We start from the raw sequence: 26,468 nt of genomic DNA on the forward strand, positions 1-26,468 counted from the left end.
AGCTGGCTCACAGACCCAGATCCGTCCGGTGATAGGCAGCGCGGTATTCCAGCCCGGCCGCATCGATGTGCTCCCGGGCACCGGTATCCCGGTCGACGATCACGGCAACGGCGACGATCTCCGCACCGGCTCGCCGGAGTGCATCGACCGCCGTCAAGACACTCCCACCCGTGGTCGATGTGTCCTCGACAGCAAGCACGCGCCGCCCGGCGACGTCGGGCCCTTCCACTTCACGCCGCAGGCCATGTTGCTTCTCGCCCTTGCGGACCACGAACGCGTCGAGGAGCTGTCCCCGCCGGTGCGCGGCATGCAGCATCGCCGTGGCCACGGGATCCGCGCCGAGCGTTAGCCCGCCCACGGCGTCGAACTCCAGGCCGGCTGCGAGGTCGAGCATCACCTCGCCGACCAACGGCGCTGCAGCACCGTCGAGGGTCACTCGCCGCAGGTCGACGTAGTAGTCGGCCTCGGCTCCTGACGAGAGCACGACCTTGCCATGCACCACGGCCTTGTCGATGATCTGTTTCCGGAGTTCTTCGCGCACGTCCACGGTGCCCGAGCCTAAGGCATGCCCGTCAGGCATGGTGGTGGCATGAAGCCCGAAACTCTGGTCGTCGTCAGCGGGCCGGTCGATCCCCGCGACTGGTGGGAACCGCTCACTGCCGACCTGCTCGCCGCCGACCTGCCGATCACCGCGCCACGCGACGCCTGCGAGCAGGCTCCGTACGGGATCGCGTGGATCGCCTCGATCGCCCGCGTCCTGCATTCGTCGTCGCTGGACAGCCCGCTCGTCATCGCCGGCCACGGGACGGCCGGGCCACTCCTGCCGGCACTCGCAGGGACCCAACAGGTCGCGGGCCGGCACGTCGGCGGGTACGTCTTCGTCGACGCCACCCTCCCTCGCCCCGGGCCCACGAGCCACCTCGATCTCCTCCAGGCGGCGGCACCCGACGAGGGCGAGGCCGCGCACGAACACCTGCACCAGCCCGGCGCCACCTGGCCGCTCCCACCGGCGTTGCCAGACACCCCAGGTAACACACCAGGTGCTGATGGCCAGCACGGCGAGATGCACGCGCGCCCCCGCGACCACGACTTCTGGACCGAGACGCTGCCGCCTGCCACCGATTGGCCCGACGCGCCGTGCGCCTACGTCCAGACCGGCCAGGCCGCTCCCGGGTGCGGTGACATCGCGTTCTGGGCTCGCTCGGCCCAAGCCCGTGGCTGGACCGTGATCGATGACACCCACAACGCCGATCTGGGCCGGGCCATCCGCGCCGCAGTCGAGGCGCTGCCGGGTTGAGCGGGCATCTCGGTATGCTCCATGGCATGGTGGAGACGCGACGTGCCGCCAAGGCAGAGACGCGCCAGTCGAGTGGGTTGCTACGCGTCGTGGCCTCGGAGCAGGTGACTCCCAAAATGCTGCGGCTGACCGCTGCCGTCGACGTCCCCCATCTGCCCTTCGACCCGTCGTGCCCCAACCAGATCCTTCGCCTCGTGCTACCTGTGGACGTCGCGACCGGCGGCACCAGCGGCGCCCGGCCGCCCAGCCGCACGTACACGGTGCGCCGCTACCACGAGGCGTCGGGACAGGTGGAGCTCGACGTCGTGCTGCATGGCGACGGCCCGTTCGTGCGGTGGGCGCACGAAGCCGCCCCGGGAGAGACGATCGCGTTCACCGGTCCCCGCCCGCACGCGGTGCCGTCGTTCGAGGGAGACGCCCTGATCATGGTGAGCGACGAAACCGGTTTGCCCGCGGTGGCAGCACTACTCGAATCCGCTCCGGAGGGCTTCCCCATCCACGCGCGCATCGAGGTCGCCGACGCCGCCGAGGAGCAGCTCCTGTCGACGCGCGCCGCGCTCGATCTCGGCTGGCACCATCGCGACGGCGCCGCCGCAGGCACGACCGGCGCCCTGGAACGCGCGGTGAGATCGCTCCACTGGCCCGCCGGCCGCGTGGAGGTCTGGGTAGCCGGGGAGACATCCGAGGTGCGCGCCGTACGCAGGTTCGCCACCGCCGAGAAGAAGGCCGCCCGGGACGACGTCCAGGCGTACGGCTACTGGCGACGCGGCCGCGCCGGCTCGCCGAGTTGACCTGCCCGTTGTCGCCGATTGCCCGGTCACGTGCTCCCGGGGTTCACCGGCGACGTTTGCCCAGCTGGCGGTGCCCCAGTGCCGTGACCAGACGCCGCGGCAATCGCGGAATGGTCGCCGCAGCGACTTTGTAAACGGGTCCGGGCACCGACACCGCCCTCCCGCGCCGCAGATCCCGCAGCGCAGAGTCCACCAGCGAGTCGGCGTCCAACCACAGCCAGGACGGAAGGCTCGTCATGTTCATCCGGGCGCGCTCGTGGAACTCGGTGCGGGTGTAGCCCGGCGCCAGCGCCATCACCTGCACCCCCGTCCCGGCCAGCTGCGGCGCCAGACCCTCGGTGAACGCCGTCACCCACGCCTTGGCCGCGCTGTACGTGCCTCGCGGCACCCATGCGGCAACCGAACTCACGTTGATCACCGCGCCGCGACCACGCTCGATCATTCCCGGCAGCGCCGCGTGGGTCAGCCGCAACACGGCCCGGACGAGGACGTTGAGCATCCGTTCCTCGTCGTCGATGTCGTTGGCCAGGAACGGCTTGCGCAGCGTGTAGCCGGCGTTGTTGACGAGCAGGTCAACCGCGCTCCCACGTAACCGCTCCTCCACCCGGGCCGTATCCGTCGCCAGATCCGCGGGGATGACCTCCACTCCCACGCCGTGGGTGCTTCTCACCTCCGCGGCCACCGCGTCGAGCCGTGTCTCGTCGCGTGCGACCACGACGAGATCGAATCCCCGTGCTGCGAGCTTGTGCGCGAACGACAGCCCGATTCCGGCTGTCGCTCCGGTCACCATTGCCGTTGGCATACCCGGCAGCCTACCTAGCTGCGGCTACCGGCAGGTAGGGCACACCCTGCACGGACGAACTCGCCACTCGATCTCGCCGGCTCCGACGGCACGGTCAGGCCGCCCGCACCGACAGGCGACCGGCGCCATCGTCCATGTCAACGACGACGGTGTCGCCGTCGCGCACGTCGCCGGCGAGGATCTCCTTGGCGAGCTGGTCCCCGATCGCCGACTGCACCAGCCGGCGAAGCGGCCGGGCACCGTAGACCGGGTCGTACCCGGTGAGCGCCAGCCACTCCTTCGCGGCATCGGTGACGTCCAGCTCAAGGCGGCGGTCCGCCAGCCGCTCGGCGAGGCGCTCCACCTGCAGGTCGACGATGCGGGAGAGCTCGGTGCTCCCCAGGGGATTGAACAGCACGATGTCGTCGAGCCGGTTGAGGAACTCCGGCTTGAACGACGAGCGGACGACCTCCATGACGGCCTTCTGCTTCGCCTCCTCTTCCATGGACGGGTCGGCGAGATACGCCGAGCCCAGATTCGAGGTGAGGATGAGGATCGTGTTGCGGAAGTCCACGGTGCGACCCTGGCCGTCGGTCAGGCGACCGTCGTCGAACACCTGCAGCAAGATGTCGAAGACCTCCGGGTGCGCCTTCTCGATTTCATCGAGCAAGATCACCGAGTAGGGGCGGCGCCGCACCGGCTCGGTGAGCTGGCCGCCTTCCTCGTAGCCGACATAACCGGGCGGCGCGCCAACCAGCCGCGCCACGCTGTGCTTCTCGCTGTACTCGCTCATGTCGACGCGGACCATCGCCCGTTCGTCGTCGAAGAGGAAGTCGGCCAGGGCCTTGGCCAGCTCGGTCTTGCCGACACCGGTGGGACCGAGGAACAGGAACGTCCCCGTGGGCCGATCGGGGTCGGCCACGCCCGCACGTGCCCGGCGTACGGCATCGGAGACAGCCGCGACGGCGGTTTCCTGGCCGATCACGCGTCGCCCGAGCTCCTGCTCCATGCGCAAGAGCTTGCCGGTCTCGCCTTCAAGCAGCCGTCCTGCGGGGATACCGGTCCACGACGCCACGACGTCCGCGACGTCGTCCGGGCCGACCTCTTCCTTGACCATCGTCTCGGCCGTCGGGCTCTCGACGACCTCGGAGGCGGCGAGCTCTTTCTCCAGCTCGGGGATGCGCCCATAAAGGATCTCACTGGCCCCGGCGAGATCACCCTCGCGCTGCGCCCGCTCCGCCTGGCTGCGCAACTCGTCGATCTGCTCCTTCAGCGACCCGACACGGTTCAGGCTCGACTTCTCCTGCTGCCACCGTGCCTCGAGACCGCGCAACTCTTCCTCGCGGTCGGCAAGCTCGGCACGCAACGAGGCCAGCCGCTCGCGGGAGGCGTCGTCGGCCTCCTTCTCCAGGGCGAGCTCTTCCATCTTCAACCGGTCGACCTGGCGGCGCAGCGTGTCGATCTCGACCGGCGAGGAGTCAATCTCCATCCGCAGCCGGGACGCGGCCTCGTCCACGAGATCGATGGCCTTGTCCGGCAGCTGGCGGCCGGTGATGTAGCGGTTGGACAGCGACGCGGCCGCGACCAGTCCAGCATCGGAGATCTGGACCTTGTGGTGTGCCTCGTAGCGTTCCTTGAGCCCGCGCAGGATCGCGATGGTGTCCTCCACACTGGGTTCACCAACGAAGACCTGCTGGAAACGCCGTTCGAGCGCGGGATCCTTCTCGATGCGCTCGCGGTATTCGTCGAGCGTGGTGGCGCCCACCATGCGCAACTCTCCCCGGGCCAGCATGGGCTTGAGCATGTTGCCGGCGTCGATCGCAGAGTCGCCGGACGTTCCGGCACCGACGACGGTGTGCAGCTCGTCGATGAACGTAACGATCTCGCCTTCGCTGTCCTTGATCTCGTCGAGCACCGCTTTCAAGCGCTCCTCGAATTCACCCCGATACTTCGCGCCGGCAAGCATGGCTCCGATGTCGAGTGCTACCAGGCGCTTGTCTCGCAGCGACTCGGGAACGTCGCCGCCGACGATCCGCTGGGCGAGACCCTCGACGACTGCCGTCTTCCCGACACCGGGATCACCGATGAGGACCGGGTTGTTCTTCGTCCGCCTGGACAGGACCTGCACCACGCGACGGATTTCCGAGTCCCGCCCGATGACGGGGTCGACCTTGCCGTCCCGGGCACGCTCGGTGAGATCCACGCCGTACTTGTTCAGCGCGTCGTAGGTGCTCTCCGGGTCCGGACTCGTTACTCGGGCGGACCCGCGGACCTGGCTGAACGCCGCGCGGATCTTCTCGGCGGTGGCACCGTGCCGGGTGAGCAAGTCACGAACCGGTGATTCCACGTGCGCGAGACCGACGAGGAGATGCTCGGTGGAAATGTACTCGTCTTCGAGGTCCCGTGCGACCTCACCCGCGTGTGAGAGCACCGCGTACGTCGCCCGTCCCATGTTCGGCGACGCCACCGTCGAGCCCGAGGCCGACGGTAATCCGGCGAACGCGGAGTCAACGTCCTGGCGCAGGGACGCGACGTCGACGCCCACGGCCTTCAGCAACGGATCCGCCAGCCCTTCGGACTGGATGAGCAGGGCGCGCAACAGATGGATCGGCTCGACAGCAGGGTTCCCGGACGTCGCGGCGCTGCGCACGGCGACCGACAACGCCTCTTGAGCTTTGGTGGTCAGCTGATCGTTCATCGGTTGTCCCGTTCTCCCTCGATCGTCGATGGTGCTGCCAGTCAGAGCAACGCCTCGAAACTTGAGTCTATTCCACTCAAGTATACGACGACACGACGCTGCCCCGGATGCATCTGCCCGCGCGCGCACTCACGACGCACGGGCAGGCGTCGTCGTTTGTGAGCCTTGTCACCGGGTAACCGGGCACCTGAACCCGGAACCGCCCATCTCCAGGACTCGCGCCGAGCACCGCAGCGATCCTCCAGATCACGAAGGGACGAACGGCCATGGCAGCACGAGGGTCACAACGATCCGGGCAATCCGGGTTGTTCATGAGTGAGCTTCGGCTCTCACTCCGGATCAACGCAGGTGCCTACGGGTACTCGGTCATGATCACCTGCACCCTGGCAATCCTGGCGGCGATCCACGTTCCGCCGGCACCCGGACAGATCTTCCTGTTCCTCCTGGGCGCCGCCGCGAGCTTCGCGACCGTCGAGACGATCGCCACCCGTGGCTTCAGCCGGCCACCGAGCGACCAGGAGAGAAGCGACGTCGTCGCGCTGGGAAGCTCGCTGAGCCTCGTCTCGATCGCTCTCGGCGTAGCAGCTGCTGGCTTGCTGGGCACGATCCTGCCCGAGACCGCGAGCTGGATCGTCGGACCGTTCACCGCCTCGATCACGTACTTGCTGACACTGAGCGTTGAAATGAGCGTGGCCCGGCGAATCGAGGAGTCACGCGAGGTCGAGTGAGCGCACCGGCTCCGTCGTCATCGGATGCGATATCACGCGGCGCCCGGTGAGCCGGCTACATCGCTCCCCCCTCCCCGAGCAGCCCAGCCAGCGATCGTCGCCCGCACCGCCGACTCGAACACCGCTGCCGGATCTCCGGCCTGCGGAGGAAGGAACTGGCCCAGCTCCAGCGACACCAGGCCATGCACGTTGCCCCACAGAGCGGTCGCTATCGATGCAGGCGGCGGCGAGTCGGGGAACCGGCCGGCCGCAACCGCGCGGTGCACGGCATCCAGCAACGGGTCGAACGTGCGGGCCCCCATGTCGGCCGCGTCGGAGTCGAGGTCGGCGGGTCGTACCTCGTCGCCGAACATGATCCGGTATCCGTTCGGATCCGAGATGGCCACCTGCCGGTAGGCGAGTCCGAGCTGCACGAGGTCTTCCAGCGGATCATCGCTGACGCCGACACCTGCCTGGGCCTCACCGAGACGGGTGAAGACTTTCTCGTACAGGGCGGCGAGAAGTCCTGGCTTGCCGCCGAAGAGCGAATACACCGCCGCCGTCGACGTGCGCGCTTCCTTGGCCAGTGTTCGCAGGCTCAGTGCCCGGACGCCGCCAGAGGAGACGGTGTGCGCCGCCCGATCGAGAAGCCGGGTTGCCAGTGCGTCGTCGTGAACGCGTGGCCTGCCCATCCGATCACTCCTCGGGCTGTTCTGGCCGTCCCAACCGTTCCGGCCAGCAGCCTACGTTGCTCCTGGTCACTTGACGGTAGTATTCTAACAGTGTTTCATAACACCGTTAGGCAACCATCTCGACCTGGGAGTCGACATGCTAGAACTCAGCTCGGAAGCCAGCCGACTGATCGGAATCCTGCTATTGGCCCTCGTCACAGTCGAATCCGGCGGTTGGTACCTGACTCGCCTGATCCGGGGCATGAAACCCGCAACGGACTTTCAACGAGCCTTCGCGCGAGCCGGTCACGGGCATGCCGCGGTACTCCTGACACTCGGAATCGTCACCGCGGTGCTGACCGACGCGACCGACCTCGACGGGTTCCTCGCCTGGCTGGCACGCAGTGGTGTCGCCATCGCCGCGATACTCATGCCAGCCGGCTTCTTCTTCTCGTCGATGGGCTCCGAACGCACCAGCGCGAACCGCCTGATCGCCCTCGTCTGGCTGGGTGCGCTGGTACTCGCCGCCAGCCTGATCACACTCGGTGTCGGCCTGCTCGCGACATGAGCACGCTTGCCGCGCCAGGTGCGCCGCACCACGTGCGCCGCACCACCAGGATTTCTCGGGCCGTGACACGTCTGCAGGCGTGGTACGGCCCGAGAAAACGTACCATACATGATCATTCAGAGGCGGCGGTGAGTTACGGGCGGTATACGGCGAGCGCGCTGCCCTGCGGCGCCGGCACCGGCAGGTACCTGCGCTGCTCCCGTGCCTCGGCCAGCAACTCCAGCTGGTCCCGGAGCGCTTCCACCTGGGATTCGAGTTCGAGGATGCGCTTGATACCGACGAGGTTGACGCCTTCCTCCTGGGACAGCCGCTGCACCTCGCGGAGCATCTCGACATCGCGCAAGGAATAACGCCGGCCGCCGCCTCCGGTGCGGCGTGGCGAGACCAAGCCGAGACGGTCGTACTGGCGAAGGGTCTGCGGATGCATACCTGCCATCTCGGCCGCGACCGAGATGACATACAACGGCTCGTCGTCCCGCACCCGCCTGGCCGCGCCCGACATCGCTACCACGAATCTCGTACGCTCATCCATGTCAGCCTCCCTTCGCCGCCTGCCTCATCAGGTCGGCGCGGACGTCTTCCCCCGACGTCGCGGACTGGAACTCCTCCAATGCCTTCTTCGCCGACGAACTGACATTCTCCGGTACCGCGACTTCGACGGTCACCAGGAGATCGCCATGCGTGCCGTCCCGGCGCCTGGCTCCGCGTCCACGCACCCGGAAGGTGCGCCCGTTCGGGGTGCCCGGCGGTATCTTCAACGTCACCGGCGTGCCGTCGAGCGTGGGCACCTTGATCTCCGCTCCGAGAGTGACCTCGGGGAACGTGACGGGAACCGTCACCGTCAGGTGCTCGCCCCTGCGGCCGAACACCGGATGCTTGCCGACATGTACGGTCACGTACAGATCACCGCCTCGACCACCGCGTTCACCCGGCGCACCCTTGCCACGCAGCCGGATGCGCTGGCCGTCCACGACACCGGCTGGAATTCGTACCTGCATCACGGTGCTGGTGGTGCCGCGACCAGAACCATGGCACTCGGGACACGGATCGTCCACCACGAGCCCGCGGCCCTTGCAGTCACGGCACGGCTCGGCCATACCGAACCCGCCGGAATCGGTACTCGTGTATCCGGTGCCCGTACATGTGGCGCACACCCTCGGCACGGTGCCCGCCCGGGCGCCCGTTCCCGCGCACGACGTACACGCCGCCGCGCTGGTCATCCGCAGCGGCACCGTCTTGCCCTCGACGGCCTCGGAGAACGAGATGGATACCTCTGTCTCGACGTCGGCACCACGCCGCGCTCCCGCTCCCCGGGTACGCTGGCGCTGGCCGAAGAGCCCACCGAAGACGTCGCCCAGACCGCCCCCGGTGCTCGTGCCCCCCGTGCCGGAGAACAGATCTCCGAGATCGAACGTGAACGTCTCGCTACGCCCGGTGCTGCCGCCGCCGGGCACGCGCATGCCACTTCCGAACAGCGAGCGAGCTTCGTCGTACTCCTTGCGCTTCTCCGGGTCGGAAAGCACCGAGTACGCCTCCGACACCTCCTTGAACCGCTGTTCGGCGGAGGCGTCGTCCTTGTTGCGGTCAGGATGCAGCTCGCGAGCCAAGGTCCGGTAGGCCTTTTTCACCTGAGCCGTGTCGGCGTCCTTCGGCACACCGAGGATCTTGTAGTAGTCCTTCTCGATCCAGTCCTTGGTACTCACGCGCCGCACCCCTCCCTTCTCGGCATCAATTCTGCTCTTCGCTGTCCCGTTCGTCACCGCCAGCGGCGGTCTGATCATCTGCTGGCTGTTCGGCTCCCAGCGCCGAGACCGTCTCCGCGCCCTCGCCCTCGGTTTCAGGCAAAGCCGCGGTGGGTTCGGCGACGGCTACCCGGGCGGGCCGGACGATGCGCTCGCCGACCCGGTATCCCGGCTGCAGGATCTGCGTGCACATGGCCACCTGGACCTCGTCGGAGTAGCCGTGCATGAACGCCTCGTGGACGTTCGGGTCGAACTCCTCGCCGACCTCGCCGAACTGCTCCAGGCCGGCCTTGGCCACCGCAGCTTCGAGCGCCTCGCCGACGGCGCGGAACGCGCCGGTGAGGTCACCGTGTTCCCGTGCTCGCCCGATGTCATCGAGCACGGGAAGCAGCCCGGAGAAGACCTCGACCTTGGCGTTCTCGCGGACGGCTTCCCGGTCGCGTTCCACCCGCCGGCGGTAGTTGACGTATTCGGCCTGCAATCGCTTGAGGTCGTCGAGACGTTCCGTAGCCTCGGCGCGCGCCTGCGCTAGCGCCGCCTCGACATCGTCCTCGGGCGCTGCGGTGTCCGCCCCGGAGTTCACGGGATCCGGCACCTCCGCGTTCTCTTCCATGCTCGGTACCGCTTCTGGTTCTCTCACCTGCCCCGTCTCCGGATCGACCCGTCGACGATCACGGACGACTGGGGCCTCGGCATCGTCCTCCGGGACGATGCCATCCAAGATGCCCTCGTGATCGTGCCGTTCATCGGTCACTTGTCGTCCTTCTCCTCGTCAACGATCTCGGCCTCGACAACGTCCTCGTCAGCGGACGCCTCCGCACCTTCCGACGCGCCACCCGCGGCACCGGCCTGGGCACCCGCGTCGCCGGTGGGCTGCTCGCTGGAGGCGTAGATCGCGGCACCCAGCGCCTGGAACGCGGTCTGCAGCCGCTCCGAGCTGGACTTGATCGCGGCGTCGTCGGTGCCTTCGAGCGCCTTCTTGGCTTCGGCCAGGGCCGAATTCACGTCGTCACGGACCTCCGCCGAGAGTGTGTCCACCTTCTCCTGGTTGTCCGCGAGGAACTTTTCGGTCTGGTAGACCAGCGACTCGGCCTGGTTGCGGTTCTCGGCCGCCTCCCGGCGCTTGCGGTCCTCTTCGGCGTACTCCTCGGCCTCCTTGACCATGCGGTCGATGTCTTCCTTCGGCAACGCGGAGCCACCGGTGATCGTCATCGACTGCTCCTTGCCCGTGCCCAGGTCCTTCGCCGACACGTGGACGATACCGTTGGCGTCGATGTCGAAGGTGACCTCGATCTGCGGCACGCCACGTGGCGCCGGAGGCAAGCCCGTCAGGTCGAACGTGCCGAGCTTCTTGTTGTACGCGGCGATCTCGCGTTCGCCCTGGTAAACCTGGATACCGACCGTCGGCTGGTTGTCCTCGGCGGTGGTGAAGATCTCCGAGCGCTTGGTGGGGATGGTCGTGTTCCGCTCGATCAGCTTGGTCATCACGCCACCCTTGGTCTCGATACCGAGCGACAGCGGGGTGACATCGAGCAGCAGCACGTCCTTCACGTCGCCGCGCAGGACACCGGCCTGCAGCGTGGCACCGACGGCGACGACCTCGTCCGGGTTGACACCCTTGTGCGGCTCCTTGTTTCCGGCGAGCTCCTTCACCAGGTTGTAGACCGCCGGCATCCGGGTCGAGCCGCCCACGAGCACGACGTGATTGATCTGGTCGACCGAGATACCAGCATCGCGGATGACCGCCTCGAACGGCGACTTGGTGCGGTCAAGCAGGTCCGAGGTCATCTGCTCGAACTGGGCCCGCGACAGGCTCTCGTCGACGTGAATCGGGTTCTTGTCCGCGTCCTGCGCGATGTACGGCAGCGAGATGGACGTCTGCGTGCTGGACGACAGCTCGATCTTGGCGCGCTCGGCCGCTTCCCGCACGCGCTGCATCGCGATCTTGTCCTTCGACAGGTCGATGCCGTGCGAGGCCTTCACCTGACCGACGAGCCAGTCGACGATCTTCTGGTCCCAGTCGTCTCCACCGAGGTGGTTGTCACCGCTGGTGGCCTTGACCTCGACGACGCCCTCACCGATCTCGAGCAGCGAGACGTCGAACGTACCGCCCCCGAGGTCGAAGACGAGAATGGTCTGTTCCTTCTCGCCCTTGTCCAGACCATAGGCCAGCGCGGCGGCCGTGGGCTCGTTGACGATACGCAGGACGTTCATTCCCGCGATCTCACCGGCCTCCTTGGTGGCCTGGCGCTGGGAGTCGCTGAAGTACGCGGGGACGGTCACGACCGCGTCGGTGATCGTCTCACCGAGGTACGCCTCGGCGTCGCGCTTGAGCTTCTGCAAGATGAACGCCGAGATCTGCTGCGGCGTGAACTCCTTCTCATCGATCTCCGTCTTCCAGTCGGTGCCCATGTGCCGCTTGACCGACCGGATGGTGCGTTCAACGTTGGTCACGGCCTGACGCTTGGCGACCTCACCGACGAGGATCTCGCCGTTCTTCGCGAACGCCACCACCGACGGGGTGGTACGCGTACCTTCTGCGTTGGCGATGACCGTGGGTTCCCCGCCTTCGAGGACGGAGACCACGGAGTTGGTGGTACCGAGGTCGATCCCGACAGCTCGTGCCATGGTGTGTTCCTCCAGATGTCTCGCGTTGAGTATACGAAGCCTACTGAGGCCTATTCGAGTCCTGTTGAGCTACCCAGGCTCAAGTATGCTCACTACCAGTGCGCCATGCAAGCTGTGTTGAGCCCGGTTCACTCAACTTTCTCGTGGCGTGCAACACGCATCGTGCCGCGGTTGTTCCCCGAAACCTTCCCCACCGCGTCCGTTACTGCAGCGAGCGCCGGCCAGCAGAGCTCGGCTCCCGGACGGTGCGAGCCAGCGAGGCGGTGAGTGCTTCCAGCGGCCCGCGCCCGATATGTCGCCGCCAAGGAACCGCGACGGCCAGGGCGACCAGGATGTGAAACAGCCAGGAGTAGTCGAGTTCGCCGGGAATTGCCGTCGCCAGAAGCACGACATGCAGGGTGTACAAGGTGAACGTCATGCTCCCCATCGCCGCGAGCGGCGCCAGCGCGCCGCGCCACCACCGCTCCACGAGCAAGGCGAGACCGAGAACCGCCGCCGACGTACCGATCGTGTGCAACAGATCGAACGGCGTCGACGTGTGTGGTGATACGACGGTCAGCCACCACCAGCTCGTCGTCGGACTCGTGCCATAGAACGACGTGTCCAGGACCGCGTCGGTGAACGGCCGGCTCGTCGGGTGAGCTCCGACACCGGCCTCGACGAGCCGCTCCATGACACCCATATGCAGCAGCGACCACGACAGGAGATAGGTGAGTGCTGCGAGGCCAGCACCTCCGGCGAACAGCCACCCGGCCACCCGCCGCGTACGCAGGGCCAATCTGCCCACGCCGAGACCTGCGAGCATGTAGGCCATCCACGGAATGACCGGGTAGTACCCGGTCACGAAGAGCTCACTGAGCAGGGCCAGCGGGTCGGCCAGCGACGCGAACGTCGGGCTACTTCCAGGACCGGGCGGCACGTCGAGCCTGAGTAGATGGGTGACGACGGGTGCCACCAGCGCCCACACGGCCGCCAGCGGAAACAGGGTTCTGGCCCGCAGCCCGAGAAACGGCAACGCCACGATGAACAGCGCGCCATAGTACACCAGGATGACGGCCACACCGGAGTCGAGCAGGCCGACCCCGAAACCGACGCACATCAGCACCACGGCGCGGATGGCCGTCGCCCGCCACATGCGACGCAGGGACACGCCACGCGGCGGGCTCGTACCACCGCTGGCGAGCGCGAGACCCACGCCGGCCAGGAGCGCGAAGAGTGCCGCAGCTCGTCCACTGGCCAGCAGGTGCACAGCCGCGGTACCGCCATCGGGTTCCACGGACGGCGTCACGTGCACCGCGATCATGCCGACGAGCGCGAGGCCGCGCGCGGCATCGACGCCGACCAGACGGGTGGCTACCCGTGCACGCCCGTTCACCACGTCTCCGCCCTCGCCCGTGAACGTCACCGGCAGCCGCGCACCACTAGAAGATCACCGAGGCGAGGAAAGGCGCCATCGTCAGCACGAGCGCCGCCACCAAGACAATCGCAACCATACGCTTGCGCAGGTCTGGCCGGCGCGGAGTCTCGTCGATCTCAGACATACCGCCAACATTACGCGCCATGCCGACGGCGGCTCTAGACGCGCAAAGCGTGTGGTCTTACTCGGCCGACGTGCGCGCGCCGAGCTCGCTGTCGAGGCGCAGCAGGCCCGGCCCGTCGTTGCTGATCATACGCAGCCGGCCGAGGATCTCGGAGAGCGTCGCCTCCTCCTCGATCTGCTCTTCGACGAACCAGCTCAGCAGCGGCAAGCTGTCGATATCGCCTTCAGCCTGCGCCAGCCGGTACAGCGCCCGGATGGAGTCGGACACCTTCTGCTCGTGCGCGAGCGCGGCTTCGAACACCGCGTTGACGTCCGTACCCGGATCCTTCGGCGCCGACAGCTCGCCGATCTGCGGCCGATTACCCCGATCCGTCACGTGGGCGATGAACTTGGCCGCATGCGTCCGTTCCTCGTCGGACTGGATACGCATCCACGACGCCATACCGGGAAGATCGGCGTCGTCGAGCGCGATGGCCAGCTGAATGTAAGCGACCGACGATTCGATCTCGAGAGTGATCTGCTCGGAGAATGCCTTGGCAAGAGTCTCGTTCAATTTCATGAAATTGACATTAGCCCAGCTCAGAGGATATTTCCACGAAGCTGTGTCTATCCTTGCCAAGGCGTGGCGAACCTTAACGTCCCCCTGACACGCCCTACCCTTGCAAATCCTTGGCGGCTTCTTCGACGTCCTTGGCCGTGTCGATGGCACGCCAGTATCCCTCGATCGGGAACCCCGCCAGCCGGCGCTGTTTCGCCAGCATCGGAAAGGTCGACCGCTCGTGGTCTCCCCGGTCCGGAAGGAGCGCCAGCATCTCGCTCGCGAAGACGTAGATGCCACCGTTGACCGGGTATGGCGACGGCGGGGCCTCAACGAAGTCGGTCACCCTTCCGAATTCGTCGACATCGACCACGCCCCACGGGATGCGCGGGCGCGCCAATCCGATGGTCGCCGCGGCGCCGCGCTCCACGTGATAGTCCGCCATCGCCTCCAGGTCGAATCGGGTCCAGATATCTCCGTTCAGCGCGTACCAGGGGGCATCCTGGTCCGGAAGGTGCGTACCGGCGTATTTCAGCCCGCCGCCACGCCCCAGCGGCTCGTCTTCCACCACGGTCTGTATACGCAGGGAGAACGAGGTCGACGCGAGATGCTCGGCCAGCACGTCGTGAAGGTGGCCTGCGGAGACGACGACATCGGTGACCCCGGCCCGGGCGAGCCAGCCGAGCTGGTGGTCGATGATGCACTGCCCACTGATCTCCACCATCGCCTTGGGGATCGTGTTGGTCAGCGGCTTCAGCCGCGATCCCTGTCCGCCCGCCAAGATCACTGCCTGCCAGACCGTTCGATCATCGACCATGGGTCGAACCCTAGCGTGGCGCACCTCCGAGCGACATCGACGGGCCAGCACGTTTGGCCAGCTCGGCACCTCTCACATAGCCACCGAACGGCGCCGTGCCGGGCACGATCCACTGCCCAGGATCGACGCCAATCAGGCCTACCCCACCTATCGGATGATCGTGATGTCCGGCAGGATACGGACCATGCGTGCATACCTCGGAGCAGCCACTAGTGAAACACAGGGAACGCCCGCTAGCGGAATCACAGTCCTCGACATCGACGGTCCGAAGTTCACCGTGGAAGACAGCGTCGAGGCACAGGACCCGCGATATCTGGCATTGTCGCCCGACGGCAACGTGCTCTATGCCGTCGCCGAGCGCAAAGATGGGCAGGTATGCGCCTGGACCGTCGATGGCACGCGGCTCGTTCCGCTCGGCCGGCCCCAGCCGACCAAGGGCGCAAGCCCGTGCCACCTCTCCGTTCATCCGAGCGGTCGCTTCCTGTTGAGCGCCTGCTACCGCTCGGGCACCGTCACGGTGAATCCGATCCATCGGGACGGCTCACTCGGCGAACCGGTGCACACCATGCAGCACTCTGGTGTCGGGCCGAACAACGAACGACAAGAAGGACCACACGCACACATGGTCATCACCGATCCGGGCAAGGGCGCCGGACGGGGCCACGTGATCGCCGTCGATCTCGGGACCGACACCGTCTATCGCTACCACTTCGACGAGACGACCGGAGCTCTCCAGCTCGCCAGCGAGCTTCGCACGCCGCCGGGAGCCGGGCCACGCCACCTCGTGGTTCAAGATCGCTACGCCTACGTCGCCAACGAGCTCGATTCCACGGTCACCGTCATGGGGCTCGACTCCGGAACGGCCCTGTTCACCTCGTCGACGCGGCCCGCTGGCGCCCGGGAAACCAGCTATCCGTCCGCGATCCGGCTGGCTCCCAACGGCCGGTTCCTCTACGTGGCCAACCGTGTCGTCGACGAGATCGCGGTGTTCTCCGTGGACGGGCCGGAGCTCAAACTGGTGACCAACGTCCCGTGCGGTGGCGAGCATCCGCGCGATATCGCGCTCTCTCCCGACGGGCAGTACCTCTACTCCGCCAACCAGTACGACGACACGATCACGACATTCCGGATCGATCCCGTCACGGGGATTCCCGAACCCATCGGCGAGTCGTTCACCACGTTTAGCCCCACCTGCCTGGTGTTCGCCTGAGGGACATCAGGCGAACACCGGACAGCGGATCCCACGGCATGCCCCGGGGACATGCCGTGGTGGGTTCCAGCTCCACGTGCGGGTGCGCCCGGATCTGATCGAGAGAAGCGCCGGGCCGACCCTCGTATCTCGCCTGCTCAGTCCTCGTCGGAGGAACCGGAGGCCAGGCCAGAGCTGATCATGTTCATTACCGTCGGATCGGCCAGCGTGGTGACATCGCCCATCTCCCGGTTCTCCGCCACATCGCGCAGCAACCGCCGCATGATCTTTCCGGAACGGGTCTTCGGTAGCTCCGGCACCGCGAGGATCTGCCGCGGCTTGGCGATGGGACCGATCTCCTTGGCGACATGATCGCGCAGCTCCGCCGCGACCTGGTCGCCACCCTCGCCAGCATCGGCCCGGAGGATGACGAACGCGACGATTCCCTGACCCGTGGTCGGATCGGACGCACCGACGACGGCGGCCTCGGCGACCTTCGGGTGCGACACGAGGGCCGATTCGACCTCCGTGGTGGAGATCCGGTGCCCGGAGACGTTCATGACGTCGTCGACACGGCCGAGCAGCCAAATGTCGCCTTCCTCGTCCTTCTTCGCCCCGTCACCAGCGAAGTAGCGCCCAGGGAAGCGGGACCAGTAGGTGTCGATGAACCGCTGATCATCACCCCAGATCGTGCGCAGCATGGCCGGCCAGGGCTCGGGCAGCACGAGGTAGCCACCGTGGCCATCCGGGACCACGTTCCCGGCGTCGTCCACGACGTCGGCAACGATGCCCGGCAGCGGAACCTGCGCCGATCCAGGCTTCGCCGATGTCACACCCGGGAGTGGACTGATCATGATCGCGCCGGTCTCGGTCTGCCACCACGTGTCGACGATGGGCGTACGGCCCGAGCCGATCACCTGGCGATACCAGATCCACGCCTCCGGATTGATCGGCTCACCCACGCTTCCGAGCACGCGCAGCGAGGACAGGTCACGACGCCCCGGGATCTCCTCGCCTTGCTTCATGAACGTGCGGATGGCGGTGGGTGCCGTGTACAGGATGGTGACGCCGTATTTCTCGACGATGTCCCACCAGCGGCCCGGTTCCGGATAGTCCGGCGTGCCTTCGTACATGACCTGCGTGGCGCCGTTGGCCATCGGCCCGTAGACCAGGTAACTGTGCCCGGTGACCCAGCCGACGTCGGCCGTGCACCAATAGACATCGCTCTCCGGCTTGAGATCGAAGACGTTGCGGTGGGTGTAAGCGGTCTGGAGCAGGTAACCAGCGCACGTGTGCTTGATGCCCTTCGGCTTACCCGTGGTGCCCGACGTGTAGAGGATGTACAGCGTGTCCTCCGAGTCGAACGCCTCCGGGGCGTGCTCGGCTGGCTGCGCCGAGACGACATCGTGCCACCACACGTCGCGGCCCTCGTCCCAATCGACGTCCTGCTCGGTGCGCTGCACCACGAGGACCTTCTCGACCGACGGACTCGCGGCCACCGCTTCGTCGACGGCGGGCTTCAGCGACGCCGGCTTGCCTCGCCGGTAACCGCCGTCGGCCGTGATGACGAGCTTGGCCTGCGCGTCGTCGATACGGCTGCGCAAAGCCTCGGCGGAGAAGCCGCCGAAGACCACCGAGTGGATCGCACCGATCCGGGCGCATGCCAGCATGGAAATCGCGACCTCGGGAATCATCGGCATGTAGATTGCCACCCGGTCGCCATGCCCCACGCCGAGCGAGATCAAAGCATTCGCGGCCCGGCTCACCTCACCTTGCAGGTCGGCATAGGTGAGAGTCCGCGAGTCGCCGGGCTCACCTTCCCAGTAGATCGCCACGCGATCGCCGTGGCCGGCCTCGACATGCCGGTCCACGCAGTTATACGCAACGTTGAGCCGCCCGCCGACGAACCACTTCGCGAACGGAGGGTTGCTCCAGTCGAGTACGTGGCTCCACTCCGCCTCCCACGACAACAGCTCGCGTGCCTGCCGATCCCAGAACGCCAGCCGATCGGCCCGGGCTTCTTCGTAGAGCGCTTCGGTGGCGTTGGCCTGGGCGGCGAACTCCGGATCCGGTGGAAAACGGCGGTCTTCGTGCAGCAGATTGGAGAGAGCGTCGCTGGTCACCTTGTCTGCTCCTCACATCTCGTACTCGGCCGGTACCGTGGTCCAGCTCACCATGCGTGTACCCGGACGACAAGACCGGACCGCACCATTTCCGTCTGGTGCCCATCCAGACCATCAGCCTGCCGGCCGACACCTGTTTGATGTTCTGATCGTCTCAGATCCGGCAGATGAGATGGGAGTGGGTCGTGCACGATCCAGACGCTTATACGTACTCTGCGGACATTCGTGCCGCCCGGAAGCAGTACGTGACGTACGGGTCGATGATCCCGTCTGGGCCCGCGTGCGCGTCGTAGATCTCGCTGACGTCCGCCAGCAGCGGCGTACGCTCGTCGGGTGATTGCACCGCGACATAGGAACGGGACATGACGAGTTCGAGCAAGCGTTGCTTGTCCAACGTCTGAGTGTGCCGGAACGTCGCCGACTCGACTGGCCCGAACAGCGAGCCGTCAACCTCCGGCGCGACGATCTCCCGGGGTTCTTCCGGATTGATCCGGGTCCAGAGCTCGTCCACCCACGGAACGGATGCGTCACGCAAGTTCCACACCAGCGCCACGTGGCCGTCCGCTCCAAGAACCCGCGCGATCTCCGGCATCGCCACATCGTCGTCGAACCAGTGATACGCCTGCGCGACCACGACGACGTCGACGCTGGCGTCCGGCACCGGAATCTCTTCCGCGCTCCCCAGCCGGGCATCGACGTCCGGCAGCACAGCTGTCAACTGTTCCAGCATCGGTGCTGACGGATCGACCGCCACGACGTCGTGCCCGTGTTCCCGCAACGATCTGGTGAGCTTGCCCGTTCCCGCACCGAGATCCAGCACCCGCGCTGGCGCCGCACCGGCCAACCACCGGACCGCCTCGTCGGGATATCCCGGCCTGGAACGTTCGTAGATGTCCGCCACAGAGCTGAACGAGGCCGCCAGCAGCCGGTGTCGATCACTGCACACGACCAAAGACTACTGGCACCCACCATCCACCAGCTATGCGCCATCCATCTGCCGGCTAGCGCCACGTCGATGCACGCGCCAGCCCCGTACCGGACATCCGTACTGTGCAGGCGGATGTGATGCGAGGCACACTTGGTGGATGAGCTGGCGGGATTGGATCCGCGGCCACATCGGCCCAGCTGAGAACGTCCCACACACCGAGTCCGGCGACGTGACTCAGCCGCCACATCTGCACCTGGATCCGAGTTCGGACGAGACCGAGATAGACCCGTCATCGGACGATGACACGGTGCCGTTGCGACGATGGCTCGGATTCGCACTGGCACTGGCTCTCGGCGCCGCGGCAGGCGTGGTCGGCACCAACGCCCATCACGAGGCGGTCGAGCGCTCCCACGTCGAACTCATCGGAGGCCACGCGACCGTCGAGCTGAACCAATCCCTCGACGCACTGGAACCCTCGAGCGAATCCCCGAACGCGGATGCGTCCGGTCCAGGGGGTGGCGCGGACACCGACGCGGATACCGAATGGCGGGCCGAGCTCCTCGTCTTCAACGGCGGGCAACGCTCCATCGAACTGGCCGACCTAGAGATCAACGGATGGCGGCCCTCCGGGGACGCAGCGATCAGCGAACCGGTCGAGCTCCGGCCGGACACGTGGACCACGGTTCAGGCCCACGTCGCGCCCGCGTGCGATGCCGACCCGCCCGACGATTCCGCGACGACGCTGCCGGCCACCGCCGTCGTCGGCGATCCACCGGTGGACGACTCGCCACAGATCGAGTTCCGCCCGGTCCCGCGCGGGCTGCACACCGCGTGGCACGCGGTGTGCAGCCCGGACGAGCTGGAAACACCGCAGGTCTGGGCGACACAACTGCATTCCGCCGAGATCCTCTCTCGGGACGCGGAACGTGGCTCCATGCGGGTGCGCCTCGCCGTGACACCGAGCTTCGACCCACCTGTACCCGCGTCCCGGCCCGACCTCGAGCGCGGTTCTGCGCGTCCAGAGCGCGACATCGCCGTGGTGCGGATCTGGTCGCATATAGCCGGCCTCGACGCCACGGTTCCCGACCTACCCGTCGAGATCCCGGCAGGTGAGACGGGTGAACTCGAGATCGAGTGGCGGATCATCGACTGCGACGCTCTGGACGACCTTGAGAGGGCCACGCTCAGTTTGCACCTCAGCGAGAACGTCGAGACACCTCTCGCGCAGGTTCGTGACGCACCTGTGCCGAGCCCGGTCATCTACGAACTGGGCAAGTTGTCGTCCGAGGCCTGTCAACTGTAAAGATCTTGGCACTTTCCGTTGCTCACGTCGTGATGCATGCGCTATCAAGGGAGCTAGTGGACCGTATGGACGAGCCGTACGGGCCATCGCACGGCCAGTGGGTACCCACGCGGCGATCGACCCACGTAGGGTAGTCGTTCCCCGGGCCAGCCGAGGCGACGATATTGGAGCACGCACTGGTAGCCCACGTGGACGTGTCAGCGGCGGCGCTCCGAAAGGGGCGCCGCTCGCATGTGGACCCGTTCGGGTATTCGTCCGTCATTCGTGCACGACGCTGGTCTCCGTCATACACGTCAAGTACTACGCGTTCATCGGGCGTCGAGCACCGCCAACGCCTCGTCCGCGCCACGCGCGTAGGCCTCCGCACAATGGCGCAGCCACGCGCCCACACCATCCGGCGTTCCTCCGGCGTAGGCCTCCAGAAGCGGCTCGTATGCGGATTTCAAGGCCAGATGCCCCGCTTCGGGAACGCCCACAGCCTTGATGTCCACGCCACGCGCCACCAGCACCATCCGCTCGGCAGCCCGGGCCAGGAGAGCATCGGCCGAACCGAACGGGCGCATCACCGCGAGCTCACCGTGCACTATCGCCGCGACGACGACACCCGGAGCCGCCGTGGGCGCCACGGCCAACCGCATCAACTGGTCAAGACGCGCAGAGTCGGCATCGGGCACGGGCCGGCCCAGGGCGTCCGCATCACTCACGAGGTCCCGCGCCACGAGCACGTGCAGCCGCGCCAACACCTGTCCGGGCGAGCCCTCCCACTTCTTGGCGAGCTCCACCGTGTCACCAGTGGCGCGGAGCGCACCTTGCAGATACGGATCGGCGACCTCGTCCGGGTCACCGCCAGCGAGCACCGCCGAGGCCCGGGCGCCCCGTAACGCCGAGTCCGCCGCACACGCCGCAGCATCACGTCGCAGGGCGGGATGCTGGAGCACGGCATCGATGGCGTCCCGGGCGTAGGCGGCGGCCGACGCGACCCCGTGCAAGGCCGCGACGCCCGCGAAGGGATCGTTCACGACGGACGAGGGTATCGCGGACAGCAGTTACGCACGCTTCACGTGTGGTTGTGTCCCCGTCCCCGACCGCCACCGCAGCCGCCGAGACAGGCGATGGCGAGCCCGACGACGAGAAACAGCGGGAAGCTGCGGATGCCCAGGACGAAAACATAGACAAAACCGAGCATGGCCAAAGGAACCAGCCACCACAGGTGCGCGACCTTCGCCAGGCCGCGCCTCCCGTCCGGTTGCGGCTCCTGGACGGAGTGTGACTGCTGGCTCGGCTGGCTCGGTTCGGCCGGTTCGGCTGGCTGGGCCGGCTGGTCAAGCGGGCCGTGTGGCCGAGGCAGATCGGCGAAGATGGTGCGCAGGTCGACGTCGAACTTGGCCTCCCACACGGCTTGCAAGCGCTCGTCGTGCTCCTGTTTGTCCAGCCGGCCAGCCGCATAGTGCTCGGTCAACGCCGACGCGGCGGCTTCCCGCTCGGCATCTCCGATACGTACCGGCCGGTTCGGGCTCATCGCCGATCGCCTCCGTCCAGCGATTGACACCTATTGTCTCCCTCGCCGTTCCCGGATGTCGACAACGCCTCCCGGACAACGGCGGTCTCGTGGGGATCATCGCCGTACCCGCCCGCACCGGCACGCGAGGCACGGGCCCTTACCTGCCGCGGCGCCGGACCGCGTACCAGGCCAGACCGGCCGCAGCAGCACCCGCGCCGATCGCGGCGGCAGCAACCGCGGGCTTGGGCGCATCCCGGAATGGAGTGCCGCGTTGACGCAATGCCACCGGTTTGGAGAACACGAGTACCGGCCACCCTCGATCCGCGGCGCTGCGTCGCAGAGCACGATCCGGATTCACGGCGTACGGGTGCCCGACGGCCTCGAGCATCGGCCGATCCGTGACCGAATCCGAGTACGCATAGCTCCGGCTGAGATCGTATCCCTCCTGCTCAGCAAGGGCGCGAATGGCTTCCGCCTTGTTCTCCCCGTAGGCGTAGAACTCGATGTCACCGGTGAACTTGCCGTCCGCGACGATCATCCGCGTGGCCACGACTTTGTCGGCGCCCAGCATGTCACCGATCGGCTCGACGACCTCCGCACCACTGGACGAGACGACCACGACGTCGCGGCCGGCGAGGTGATGCTCCTCGATCAAGGTGACGGCTTCGTCATAGACAATCGGATCGACGATCGTGTGCAAGGTCTCCGCGACGATGTCTCGGACGGTCTGCACGTCCCATCCGGTGACGAGCCCGGACAGGTACTCTCGCATCCGCTCCATCTGATCGTGGTCCGCCCCGCCCAGCAGGTAGACGAACTGCGCGTACGCGCTGCGGAGCACGGCACGCCGGTTGATCAGACCGCCTTGATAGAAACTTCGGGAGAACGCGAGCGTGCTCGACTTCGCGATCACGGTCTTGTCGAGATCGAAAAACGCTGCTGTACGCCGGACCATCTGGTCCGTACCGGAACTAGTCATACCTGCTCGTTGCCGTGTGGCCCCGTGGGCTTCATCGTCCACGAGACCGAGGATATGGGGTCGTCCCCGTGCTTGCCCTCCCGGGCGTGACACGTCTCGCAGATCGATTGTGCGAAAAATTCTTTACCCGAGTGTTTCGAATGGCCCCGTATAGGGGAAGATGGGCGCGGCGGCACCCCCCTCGCCGCCGTGACTCGGTCCACCCCCCTGACCGAGTCCCGCGCGGTCCCCGTCTTCCCACCCGGCGGGGACCGCGCCCTCTCTGACCACTCGCGGAGCATCGTTCGGTCTCTTTACCCACCCGCGAGACATCCACCTTCTCTTCCGGTAGCGGGCCAGATGCGGCCGTGCTACATGCGTCTTCCACAAGATCCGATCGATAGCGCCGGTTGTCCACAATTTGCCTTCGGGTACTCCCGAGTGCCTCCGAGATTCGGGACTGTGGATCGGACACAGCTCGAACTCCTGGAGGCGTCCGTGACCCACACACCTGCACCGCATCCGATCCGACACTCCGCAACTCCCAGGACGCCCGCGCCTCGCCCTCTCGTCGTCACTGCCGACGACGGCATCCTCGACGACGTCCTCAGGCTCGCTGCCGCCGCAGGTGTCGAGGTCAACGTCGCTCACGATCCCGGGGCCGCCAGATCGTCGTGGGCTTCCGTGCCGATGGTGGTCATCGGGGCCGATCAGGCCGACGGACTCGCCCACCTCGCCCCGACTCGCAGGCGCGATGTGTACCTGATCGGCCAGGACCGCGACGATCCCACCATCTGGCGCCGCGGCGTCGTTCTTGGTGCGGAACAGGTCCTGTTCTTTCCTGCCGACGAGTCGTGGCTGGCCGACCGGTTCGCCGACGCCGCCGAGGGCGAGCGGGGTGATGCGCTGGTCGTCGGCGTCGTCGGTGGGCGAGGAGGCGCCGGCGCATCGGTCCTCGCTACCGCTCTCGGCATCACCGCCAGCCGCCGGAATCTCTCGGCCATGCTGATCGATCTCGACCCGTTCGGTGGTGGACTCGACCTCGTTCTCGGGGCAGAGGAAGTCACCGGCCTCCGCTGGCCAGACCTCGCCGACAGCCGCGGCCGGCTGAGCGCGCGTGCGCTGCGTGCCGAGTTGCCCGCACGGCACGGGCTCACCGTCTTGTCCTGGGATCGTGGTGACGTACTGGGCGTCTCCCCAGAATCCGTGCAGGTCGTGCTCGCTGCCGCACGGCGCGCATGTGACCTCGTCGTACTCGATCTTCCCAGGGCCTTCGATCCAACGTTCGACGGAAGCGTCAGCGCCTGCACGGTCATCCTCATGCTCGTGCCGACGGAAGTCCGCGCGGTCGCGGCCGCTTCCCGCATAGCCGCGCGGCTCGCCGCACTTGCCAGCGACGTCCGGCTCGTCTCACGCGGCACGTCGCCGGGGGTCACCGGCGACGGCATCGCCGACGCACTCGGCTTGGAGCTCGTTGCCCACATGCCGGACGAACGACGGTTGGATGGCCAGCTCGACCGTGGCGACACCCCCGGCCTGCACGAACGCGGCCACCTGGCCACGACCTCCGATCGGATCCTGGACGCCCTGCTCTTCGAACGTCAGGTGGCGGGATGACCACCATCCCCGCTCGATACGGCCAGGCTGACGACGACCTCCTCGAACGCGTACGTACCAGCTTGGCGGCCACGAACCAGAGCGTCACCCCAGGGAGGGTCGCCGCCGCGCTTCGAGCTGAGGGTGCCGTCCTCGGTGACGCCGCCGTCCTCGAGGTCACCGAGGCGTTGCGCGCCGAGATCACCGGTGCCGGCGTGCTGGAACCGCTGCTGCGCACGCCAGGCGTCACCGATGTGCTCGTCAACGGTCCTCGTGACGTCTGGATCGATCGGGGCGGCGGACTCGAACGCTCCACGGTTCGTTTTCGCGACGAGCACGCCGTGCGCCAGCTCGCCCAACGGCTGGCGTCCACAGCTGGACGACGGCTCGACGACGCGGTGCCGTTCGTCGATGCTCGCCTACCCGACGGTGTCCGGCTGCACGCCGTCCTTCCGCCCGTCGCGCCTCGCGGCACCCTCATCTCGTTGCGGGTTCCCGCAAGTACATCATTCGGACTGGACGAGCTCGTTGACCTGGGAAGTGTGCAGCCGGCGATCGCGCCGTGGTTGCGAGCCATCGTGCATGCCCGGCTCGCCTTCCTCGTGACCGGTTCCACGGGCAGCGGAAAGACGACCGTCCTCAGCGCGCTCCTGGGGCTCGTCGCTCCCGGTGAACGGATCGTGCTGGTCGAAGATTCCAGCGAGCTCCATCCCGCGCATCCGCACGTCGTGCGCCTCGAGTGCCGGTCGGCCAACGTCGAGGGTAGCGGTCACGTCGATCTCGACGACCTGCTCCGCCAGTCCCTGCGCATGCGTCCAGACCGGATCGTCGTCGGCGAGGCACGCGGAAGCGAGATGATCACCATGCTCGCCGCACTCAACACCGGTCACGAGGGAGGCTGCGGCACCTTGCACGCCAACTCCGCCGACGATGTCCCCGCTCGCCTGGAAGCGCTGGGAATCGCAGCCGGGCTGCCGCGTGCCGCCGTGCATGCTCAGGCCGGTGCCGCCCTCGACGTGCTGATCCACCTCGGCCGTGATCGGGGCGGGCTCCGCCATGTCGCGGAGATCGATCTGCTGGACCGTACGAGCGACGGGTGGGTCCAGACCGAGCGGGCTTTCACGGTCACCGCGTCTGGTGAGCTTACCCACGGCACCGGCTACGGCAGGCTGGCCCGGCTACTGGAGCGACGCGGAGTCGACCCATGACGGCGTGGCTCTCCGTCGTGCTCGCGGCGGCCGCCTCCGCGCTGCTCGCAGGTGGATGGCCAAGTCCCGGGACGATACGGCTCACGTCGATCCTCCCCACGTCAGGGCCGGTACTATGCCCAGCGCTCGAACGCGGACGCCGTCCCGTGCGTGAAAATCTCGCACGGATCGGTCACCACCGCGCCCGGCTTCTCCTCTGTGCGGTAGCGGGGGCAGCCGTCGGCGCGATCGTTGCCCCACCGGGCGGCGCAATCATGGCCGGAACGGCCTTTCCCGCTGCGATACACATCTGGAAGCGTCGCACCCTCCGATCAGCCCGGCGACGGCGAGAGGCGGACGTCGCTGCCGCATGTCTGACCCTGTCGAGTGAACTCCGGGCCGGCCGGCCACTGGAGCAGGCGATGACCACCATCGGTGACGAATGGCCCGCCCTGTTCGCCGACGCCGCCGCTCGCGTCGGCATGGGCGGCGATCCCACCGAGGCGCTGCGAGCTGCCTCGGCACAGCCCGGTGCGCAGCAGCTCGCAGCGGTGGCGGCAGCGCTGCACGTTTCGGCGACCACCGGTGCCAAACCCTCAATGGTCTTGATCTCGGCCGCCGACGCCGTACGCGCCGAGATCGCGATGCGACACGAGGCGGATACCCAGCTCGCCACGGTGCGGGCCACATCCCAGCTACTCGCCCTGCTACCCGTAGGCACGCTCGTGTTGTTCTCGGCAGGTGACAGCGCCGCCACCGAGTTCCTCGTCCGCCATCCGGTGGGAGTGGCCTGCCTCGTCGTCGCCCTGCTCGGTATCGCAACGGGGCTGGCCTGGGTGGAGCACATCTCCAAGGCTGCGGTCCGGACGCCGTGGCGCGGATAGCCACAGGCCATCGTCACAGAC

Annotated in this window: 25 protein-coding genes; 9 read left to right on the forward strand and 16 right to left on the reverse strand. The window is 67.2% G+C overall.

Going from position 1 to position 26,468, the window contains the following annotated elements; translation table 11 throughout:
• Nucleotides 1-7 precede the first annotated feature (7 nt).
• A complete protein-coding gene (pyrE, locus tag DPM12_RS02760) occupies nt 8-580 on the reverse strand; it encodes an orotate phosphoribosyltransferase (RefSeq protein WP_112256755.1) in 573 nt (190 codons plus the stop codon).
• 9 nt (nt 581-589) lie between these two features.
• Between pyrE and DPM12_RS02765 the strand changes: the two genes are divergently transcribed.
• Complete coding sequence (locus tag DPM12_RS02765; RefSeq protein WP_112256756.1) at nt 590-1,297, forward strand: hypothetical protein; 708 nt, start codon at nt 590-592, stop codon at nt 1,295-1,297.
• Nucleotides 1,298-1,323: 26 nt separating this feature from the next.
• On the forward strand, nt 1,324-2,088 hold the full coding sequence (locus tag DPM12_RS02770; RefSeq protein WP_158542688.1) for a siderophore-interacting protein: 765 nt from the start codon (nt 1,324-1,326) through the stop codon (nt 2,086-2,088).
• 43 nt (nt 2,089-2,131) lie between these two features.
• On the opposite strand, the gene DPM12_RS02775 is transcribed toward DPM12_RS02770, so the two are convergent.
• Nucleotides 2,132-2,890 (reverse strand): SDR family NAD(P)-dependent oxidoreductase, encoded by a 759-nt coding sequence (locus DPM12_RS02775; RefSeq protein WP_112256758.1) that lies wholly within the window; start codon nt 2,888-2,890, stop codon nt 2,132-2,134.
• Nucleotides 2,891-2,984: 94 nt separating this feature from the next.
• Nucleotides 2,985-5,567, reverse strand: a complete 2,583-nt coding sequence (gene clpB, locus DPM12_RS02780) for an ATP-dependent chaperone ClpB (protein ID WP_112256759.1) — start codon at nt 5,565-5,567, stop codon at nt 2,985-2,987.
• A 311-nt stretch (nt 5,568-5,878) separates the two neighbouring features.
• On the opposite strand from clpB, the gene DPM12_RS02785 reads away from it, so the two are divergent.
• Nucleotides 5,879-6,295, forward strand: a complete 417-nt coding sequence (locus tag DPM12_RS02785; RefSeq protein WP_211658299.1) for a hypothetical protein — start codon at nt 5,879-5,881, stop codon at nt 6,293-6,295.
• Between the two features lie 32 nt (nt 6,296-6,327).
• Here DPM12_RS02785 and DPM12_RS02790 read toward each other — a convergent pair whose 3' ends face one another.
• Entirely contained in the window at nt 6,328-6,966 is a 639-nt protein-coding gene (locus tag DPM12_RS02790) for a TetR/AcrR family transcriptional regulator (protein ID WP_112256761.1), read from the reverse strand.
• A gap of 136 nt (nt 6,967-7,102) precedes the next feature.
• On the opposite strand from DPM12_RS02790, the gene DPM12_RS02795 reads away from it, so the two are divergent.
• Nucleotides 7,103-7,513 (forward strand): hypothetical protein, encoded by a 411-nt coding sequence (locus DPM12_RS02795; protein WP_112256762.1) that lies wholly within the window; start codon nt 7,103-7,105, stop codon nt 7,511-7,513.
• A 133-nt stretch (nt 7,514-7,646) separates the two neighbouring features.
• Here the strand turns inward: DPM12_RS02795 and DPM12_RS02800 are convergent, their stop codons facing one another.
• The 7 genes from DPM12_RS02800 to DPM12_RS02830 form a co-directional block, all read right to left on the reverse strand.
• Nucleotides 7,647-8,045, reverse strand: coding sequence for a heat shock protein transcriptional repressor HspR (locus DPM12_RS02800; RefSeq protein WP_281269619.1), 399 nt, complete (start codon nt 8,043-8,045; stop codon nt 7,647-7,649).
• 1 nt (nt 8,046) lies between these two features.
• Nucleotides 8,047-9,216, reverse strand: a complete 1,170-nt coding sequence (gene dnaJ, locus DPM12_RS02805; protein WP_112257107.1) for a molecular chaperone DnaJ — start codon at nt 9,214-9,216, stop codon at nt 8,047-8,049.
• 25 nt (nt 9,217-9,241) lie between these two features.
• Nucleotides 9,242-10,009, reverse strand: a complete 768-nt coding sequence (gene grpE / locus DPM12_RS02810; protein WP_211658300.1) for a nucleotide exchange factor GrpE — start codon at nt 10,007-10,009, stop codon at nt 9,242-9,244.
• Nucleotides 10,006-11,883: a molecular chaperone DnaK gene (dnaK, locus tag DPM12_RS02815; protein WP_112256763.1), complete on the reverse strand. Its 1,878-nt coding sequence runs from the start codon at nt 11,881-11,883 to the stop codon at nt 10,006-10,008. The genes grpE and dnaK overlap by 4 nt, the downstream gene beginning before the upstream one ends.
• A 202-nt stretch (nt 11,884-12,085) precedes the next feature.
• Entirely contained in the window at nt 12,086-13,288 is a 1,203-nt protein-coding gene (locus DPM12_RS02820) for a heparan-alpha-glucosaminide N-acetyltransferase domain-containing protein (RefSeq protein WP_112256764.1), read from the reverse strand.
• Between the two features lie 193 nt (nt 13,289-13,481).
• Nucleotides 13,482-13,982 carry a ferritin gene (locus tag DPM12_RS02825; RefSeq protein WP_112256765.1) on the reverse strand — a complete coding sequence of 167 codons (501 nt, stop codon included), beginning with the start codon at nt 13,980-13,982 and terminating at the stop codon, nt 13,482-13,484.
• Between the two features lie 94 nt (nt 13,983-14,076).
• Nucleotides 14,077-14,778, reverse strand: coding sequence for a nucleotidyltransferase family protein (locus DPM12_RS02830; RefSeq protein ID WP_112257109.1), 702 nt, complete (start codon nt 14,776-14,778; stop codon nt 14,077-14,079).
• On the opposite strand from DPM12_RS02830, the gene DPM12_RS02835 reads away from it, so the two are divergent.
• Nucleotides 14,777-15,988, forward strand: coding sequence for a lactonase family protein (locus DPM12_RS02835; RefSeq protein ID WP_158542690.1), 1,212 nt, complete (start codon nt 14,777-14,779; stop codon nt 15,986-15,988). The two genes, DPM12_RS02830 and DPM12_RS02835, sit on opposite strands and share 2 nt — an antisense overlap.
• Nucleotides 15,989-16,125: 137 nt before the next feature.
• Here DPM12_RS02835 and acs read toward each other — a convergent pair whose 3' ends face one another.
• Together acs and DPM12_RS02845 are read right to left on the reverse strand one after the other, a co-directional pair.
• Complete coding sequence (gene acs / locus DPM12_RS02840; protein WP_112256767.1) at nt 16,126-18,090, reverse strand: acetate--CoA ligase; 1,965 nt, start codon at nt 18,088-18,090, stop codon at nt 16,126-16,128.
• A 202-nt stretch (nt 18,091-18,292) separates the two neighbouring features.
• Complete coding sequence (locus DPM12_RS02845; RefSeq protein WP_112256768.1) at nt 18,293-19,036, reverse strand: class I SAM-dependent methyltransferase; 744 nt, start codon at nt 19,034-19,036, stop codon at nt 18,293-18,295.
• 139 nt (nt 19,037-19,175) lie between these two features.
• Between DPM12_RS02845 and DPM12_RS02850 the strand changes: the two genes are divergently transcribed.
• Complete coding sequence (locus tag DPM12_RS02850; protein ID WP_112256769.1) at nt 19,176-20,321, forward strand: hypothetical protein; 1,146 nt, start codon at nt 19,176-19,178, stop codon at nt 20,319-20,321.
• A 308-nt stretch (nt 20,322-20,629) separates the two neighbouring features.
• Here the strand turns inward: DPM12_RS02850 and DPM12_RS02855 are convergent, their stop codons facing one another.
• The 3 genes from DPM12_RS02855 to DPM12_RS02865 all read right to left on the reverse strand — a co-directional run bounded on the left by DPM12_RS02855 (nt 20,630) and on the right by DPM12_RS02865 (nt 22,801).
• Nucleotides 20,630-21,340 carry a Fic family protein gene (locus tag DPM12_RS02855; RefSeq protein ID WP_112256770.1) on the reverse strand — a complete coding sequence of 237 codons (711 nt, stop codon included), beginning with the start codon at nt 21,338-21,340 and terminating at the stop codon, nt 20,630-20,632.
• 38 nt (nt 21,341-21,378) lie between these two features.
• Nucleotides 21,379-21,840 (reverse strand): DUF1707 SHOCT-like domain-containing protein, encoded by a 462-nt coding sequence (locus DPM12_RS02860; protein ID WP_112256771.1) that lies wholly within the window; start codon nt 21,838-21,840, stop codon nt 21,379-21,381.
• Between the two features lie 139 nt (nt 21,841-21,979).
• On the reverse strand, nt 21,980-22,801 hold the full coding sequence (locus DPM12_RS02865; protein WP_112256772.1) for an HAD family hydrolase: 822 nt from the start codon (nt 22,799-22,801) through the stop codon (nt 21,980-21,982).
• Nucleotides 22,802-23,242: 441 nt separating this feature from the next.
• Here DPM12_RS02865 and ssd point away from each other — a divergent pair, with 441 nt between their 5' ends.
• From ssd to DPM12_RS02880, 3 genes are read left to right on the forward strand one after another with little or no spacing between them, the layout of a single operon-like run.
• Nucleotides 23,243-24,397: a septum site-determining protein Ssd gene (gene ssd / locus DPM12_RS02870; RefSeq protein WP_158542692.1), complete on the forward strand. Its 1,155-nt coding sequence runs from the start codon at nt 23,243-23,245 to the stop codon at nt 24,395-24,397.
• On the forward strand, nt 24,394-25,584 hold the full coding sequence (locus DPM12_RS02875) for a TadA family conjugal transfer-associated ATPase (protein WP_112256774.1): 1,191 nt from the start codon (nt 24,394-24,396) through the stop codon (nt 25,582-25,584). Before ssd ends, DPM12_RS02875 begins: the two co-directional genes overlap by 4 nt.
• Nucleotides 25,581-26,447: a type II secretion system F family protein gene (locus tag DPM12_RS02880; protein WP_112256775.1), complete on the forward strand. Its 867-nt coding sequence runs from the start codon at nt 25,581-25,583 to the stop codon at nt 26,445-26,447. The genes DPM12_RS02875 and DPM12_RS02880 overlap by 4 nt, the downstream gene beginning before the upstream one ends.
• Nucleotides 26,448-26,468: the final 21 nt, after the last annotated feature.

The sequence above is a fragment of the Phytoactinopolyspora halophila genome, from assembly GCF_003287285.1.
Classification (GTDB): Bacteria; Actinomycetota; Actinomycetes; order Jiangellales; family Jiangellaceae; genus Phytoactinopolyspora_A; species Phytoactinopolyspora_A halophila.

Excerpts from the sequence above, each read along its gene's own strand:
- pyrE (WP_112256755.1), bottom strand. The coding sequence starts at position 580 with ATGCCTGACGGGCATGCCTTAGGCTCGGGCACCGTGGACGTGCGCGAA.
- DPM12_RS02765 (WP_112256756.1), top strand. The coding sequence starts at position 590 with ATGAAGCCCGAAACTCTGGTCGTCGTCAGCGGGCCGGTCGATCCCCGC.
- DPM12_RS02770 (WP_158542688.1), top strand. The coding sequence starts at position 1,324 with ATGGTGGAGACGCGACGTGCCGCCAAGGCAGAGACGCGCCAGTCGAGT.
- DPM12_RS02775 (WP_112256758.1), bottom strand. The coding sequence starts at position 2,890 with ATGCCAACGGCAATGGTGACCGGAGCGACAGCCGGAATCGGGCTGTCG.
- clpB (WP_112256759.1), bottom strand. The coding sequence starts at position 5,567 with ATGAACGATCAGCTGACCACCAAAGCTCAAGAGGCGTTGTCGGTCGCC.
- DPM12_RS02785 (WP_211658299.1), top strand. The coding sequence starts at position 5,879 with ATGAGTGAGCTTCGGCTCTCACTCCGGATCAACGCAGGTGCCTACGGG.
- DPM12_RS02790 (WP_112256761.1), bottom strand. The coding sequence starts at position 6,966 with ATGGGCAGGCCACGCGTTCACGACGACGCACTGGCAACCCGGCTTCTC.
- DPM12_RS02795 (WP_112256762.1), top strand. The coding sequence starts at position 7,103 with ATGCTAGAACTCAGCTCGGAAGCCAGCCGACTGATCGGAATCCTGCTA.
- DPM12_RS02800 (WP_281269619.1), bottom strand. The coding sequence starts at position 8,045 with ATGGATGAGCGTACGAGATTCGTGGTAGCGATGTCGGGCGCGGCCAGG.
- dnaK (WP_112256763.1), bottom strand. The coding sequence starts at position 11,883 with ATGGCACGAGCTGTCGGGATCGACCTCGGTACCACCAACTCCGTGGTC.
- DPM12_RS02825 (WP_112256765.1), bottom strand. The coding sequence starts at position 13,982 with ATGAAATTGAACGAGACTCTTGCCAAGGCATTCTCCGAGCAGATCACT.
- DPM12_RS02835 (WP_158542690.1), top strand. The coding sequence starts at position 14,777 with ATGGGTCGAACCCTAGCGTGGCGCACCTCCGAGCGACATCGACGGGCC.
- DPM12_RS02830 (WP_112257109.1), bottom strand. The coding sequence starts at position 14,778 with ATGGTCGATGATCGAACGGTCTGGCAGGCAGTGATCTTGGCGGGCGGA.
- DPM12_RS02850 (WP_112256769.1), top strand. The coding sequence starts at position 19,176 with ATGAGCTGGCGGGATTGGATCCGCGGCCACATCGGCCCAGCTGAGAAC.
- DPM12_RS02860 (WP_112256771.1), bottom strand. The coding sequence starts at position 21,840 with ATGAGCCCGAACCGGCCGGTACGTATCGGAGATGCCGAGCGGGAAGCC.
- DPM12_RS02865 (WP_112256772.1), bottom strand. The coding sequence starts at position 22,801 with ATGACTAGTTCCGGTACGGACCAGATGGTCCGGCGTACAGCAGCGTTT.
- DPM12_RS02875 (WP_112256774.1), top strand. The coding sequence starts at position 24,394 with ATGACCACCATCCCCGCTCGATACGGCCAGGCTGACGACGACCTCCTC.
- DPM12_RS02880 (WP_112256775.1), top strand. The coding sequence starts at position 25,581 with ATGACGGCGTGGCTCTCCGTCGTGCTCGCGGCGGCCGCCTCCGCGCTG.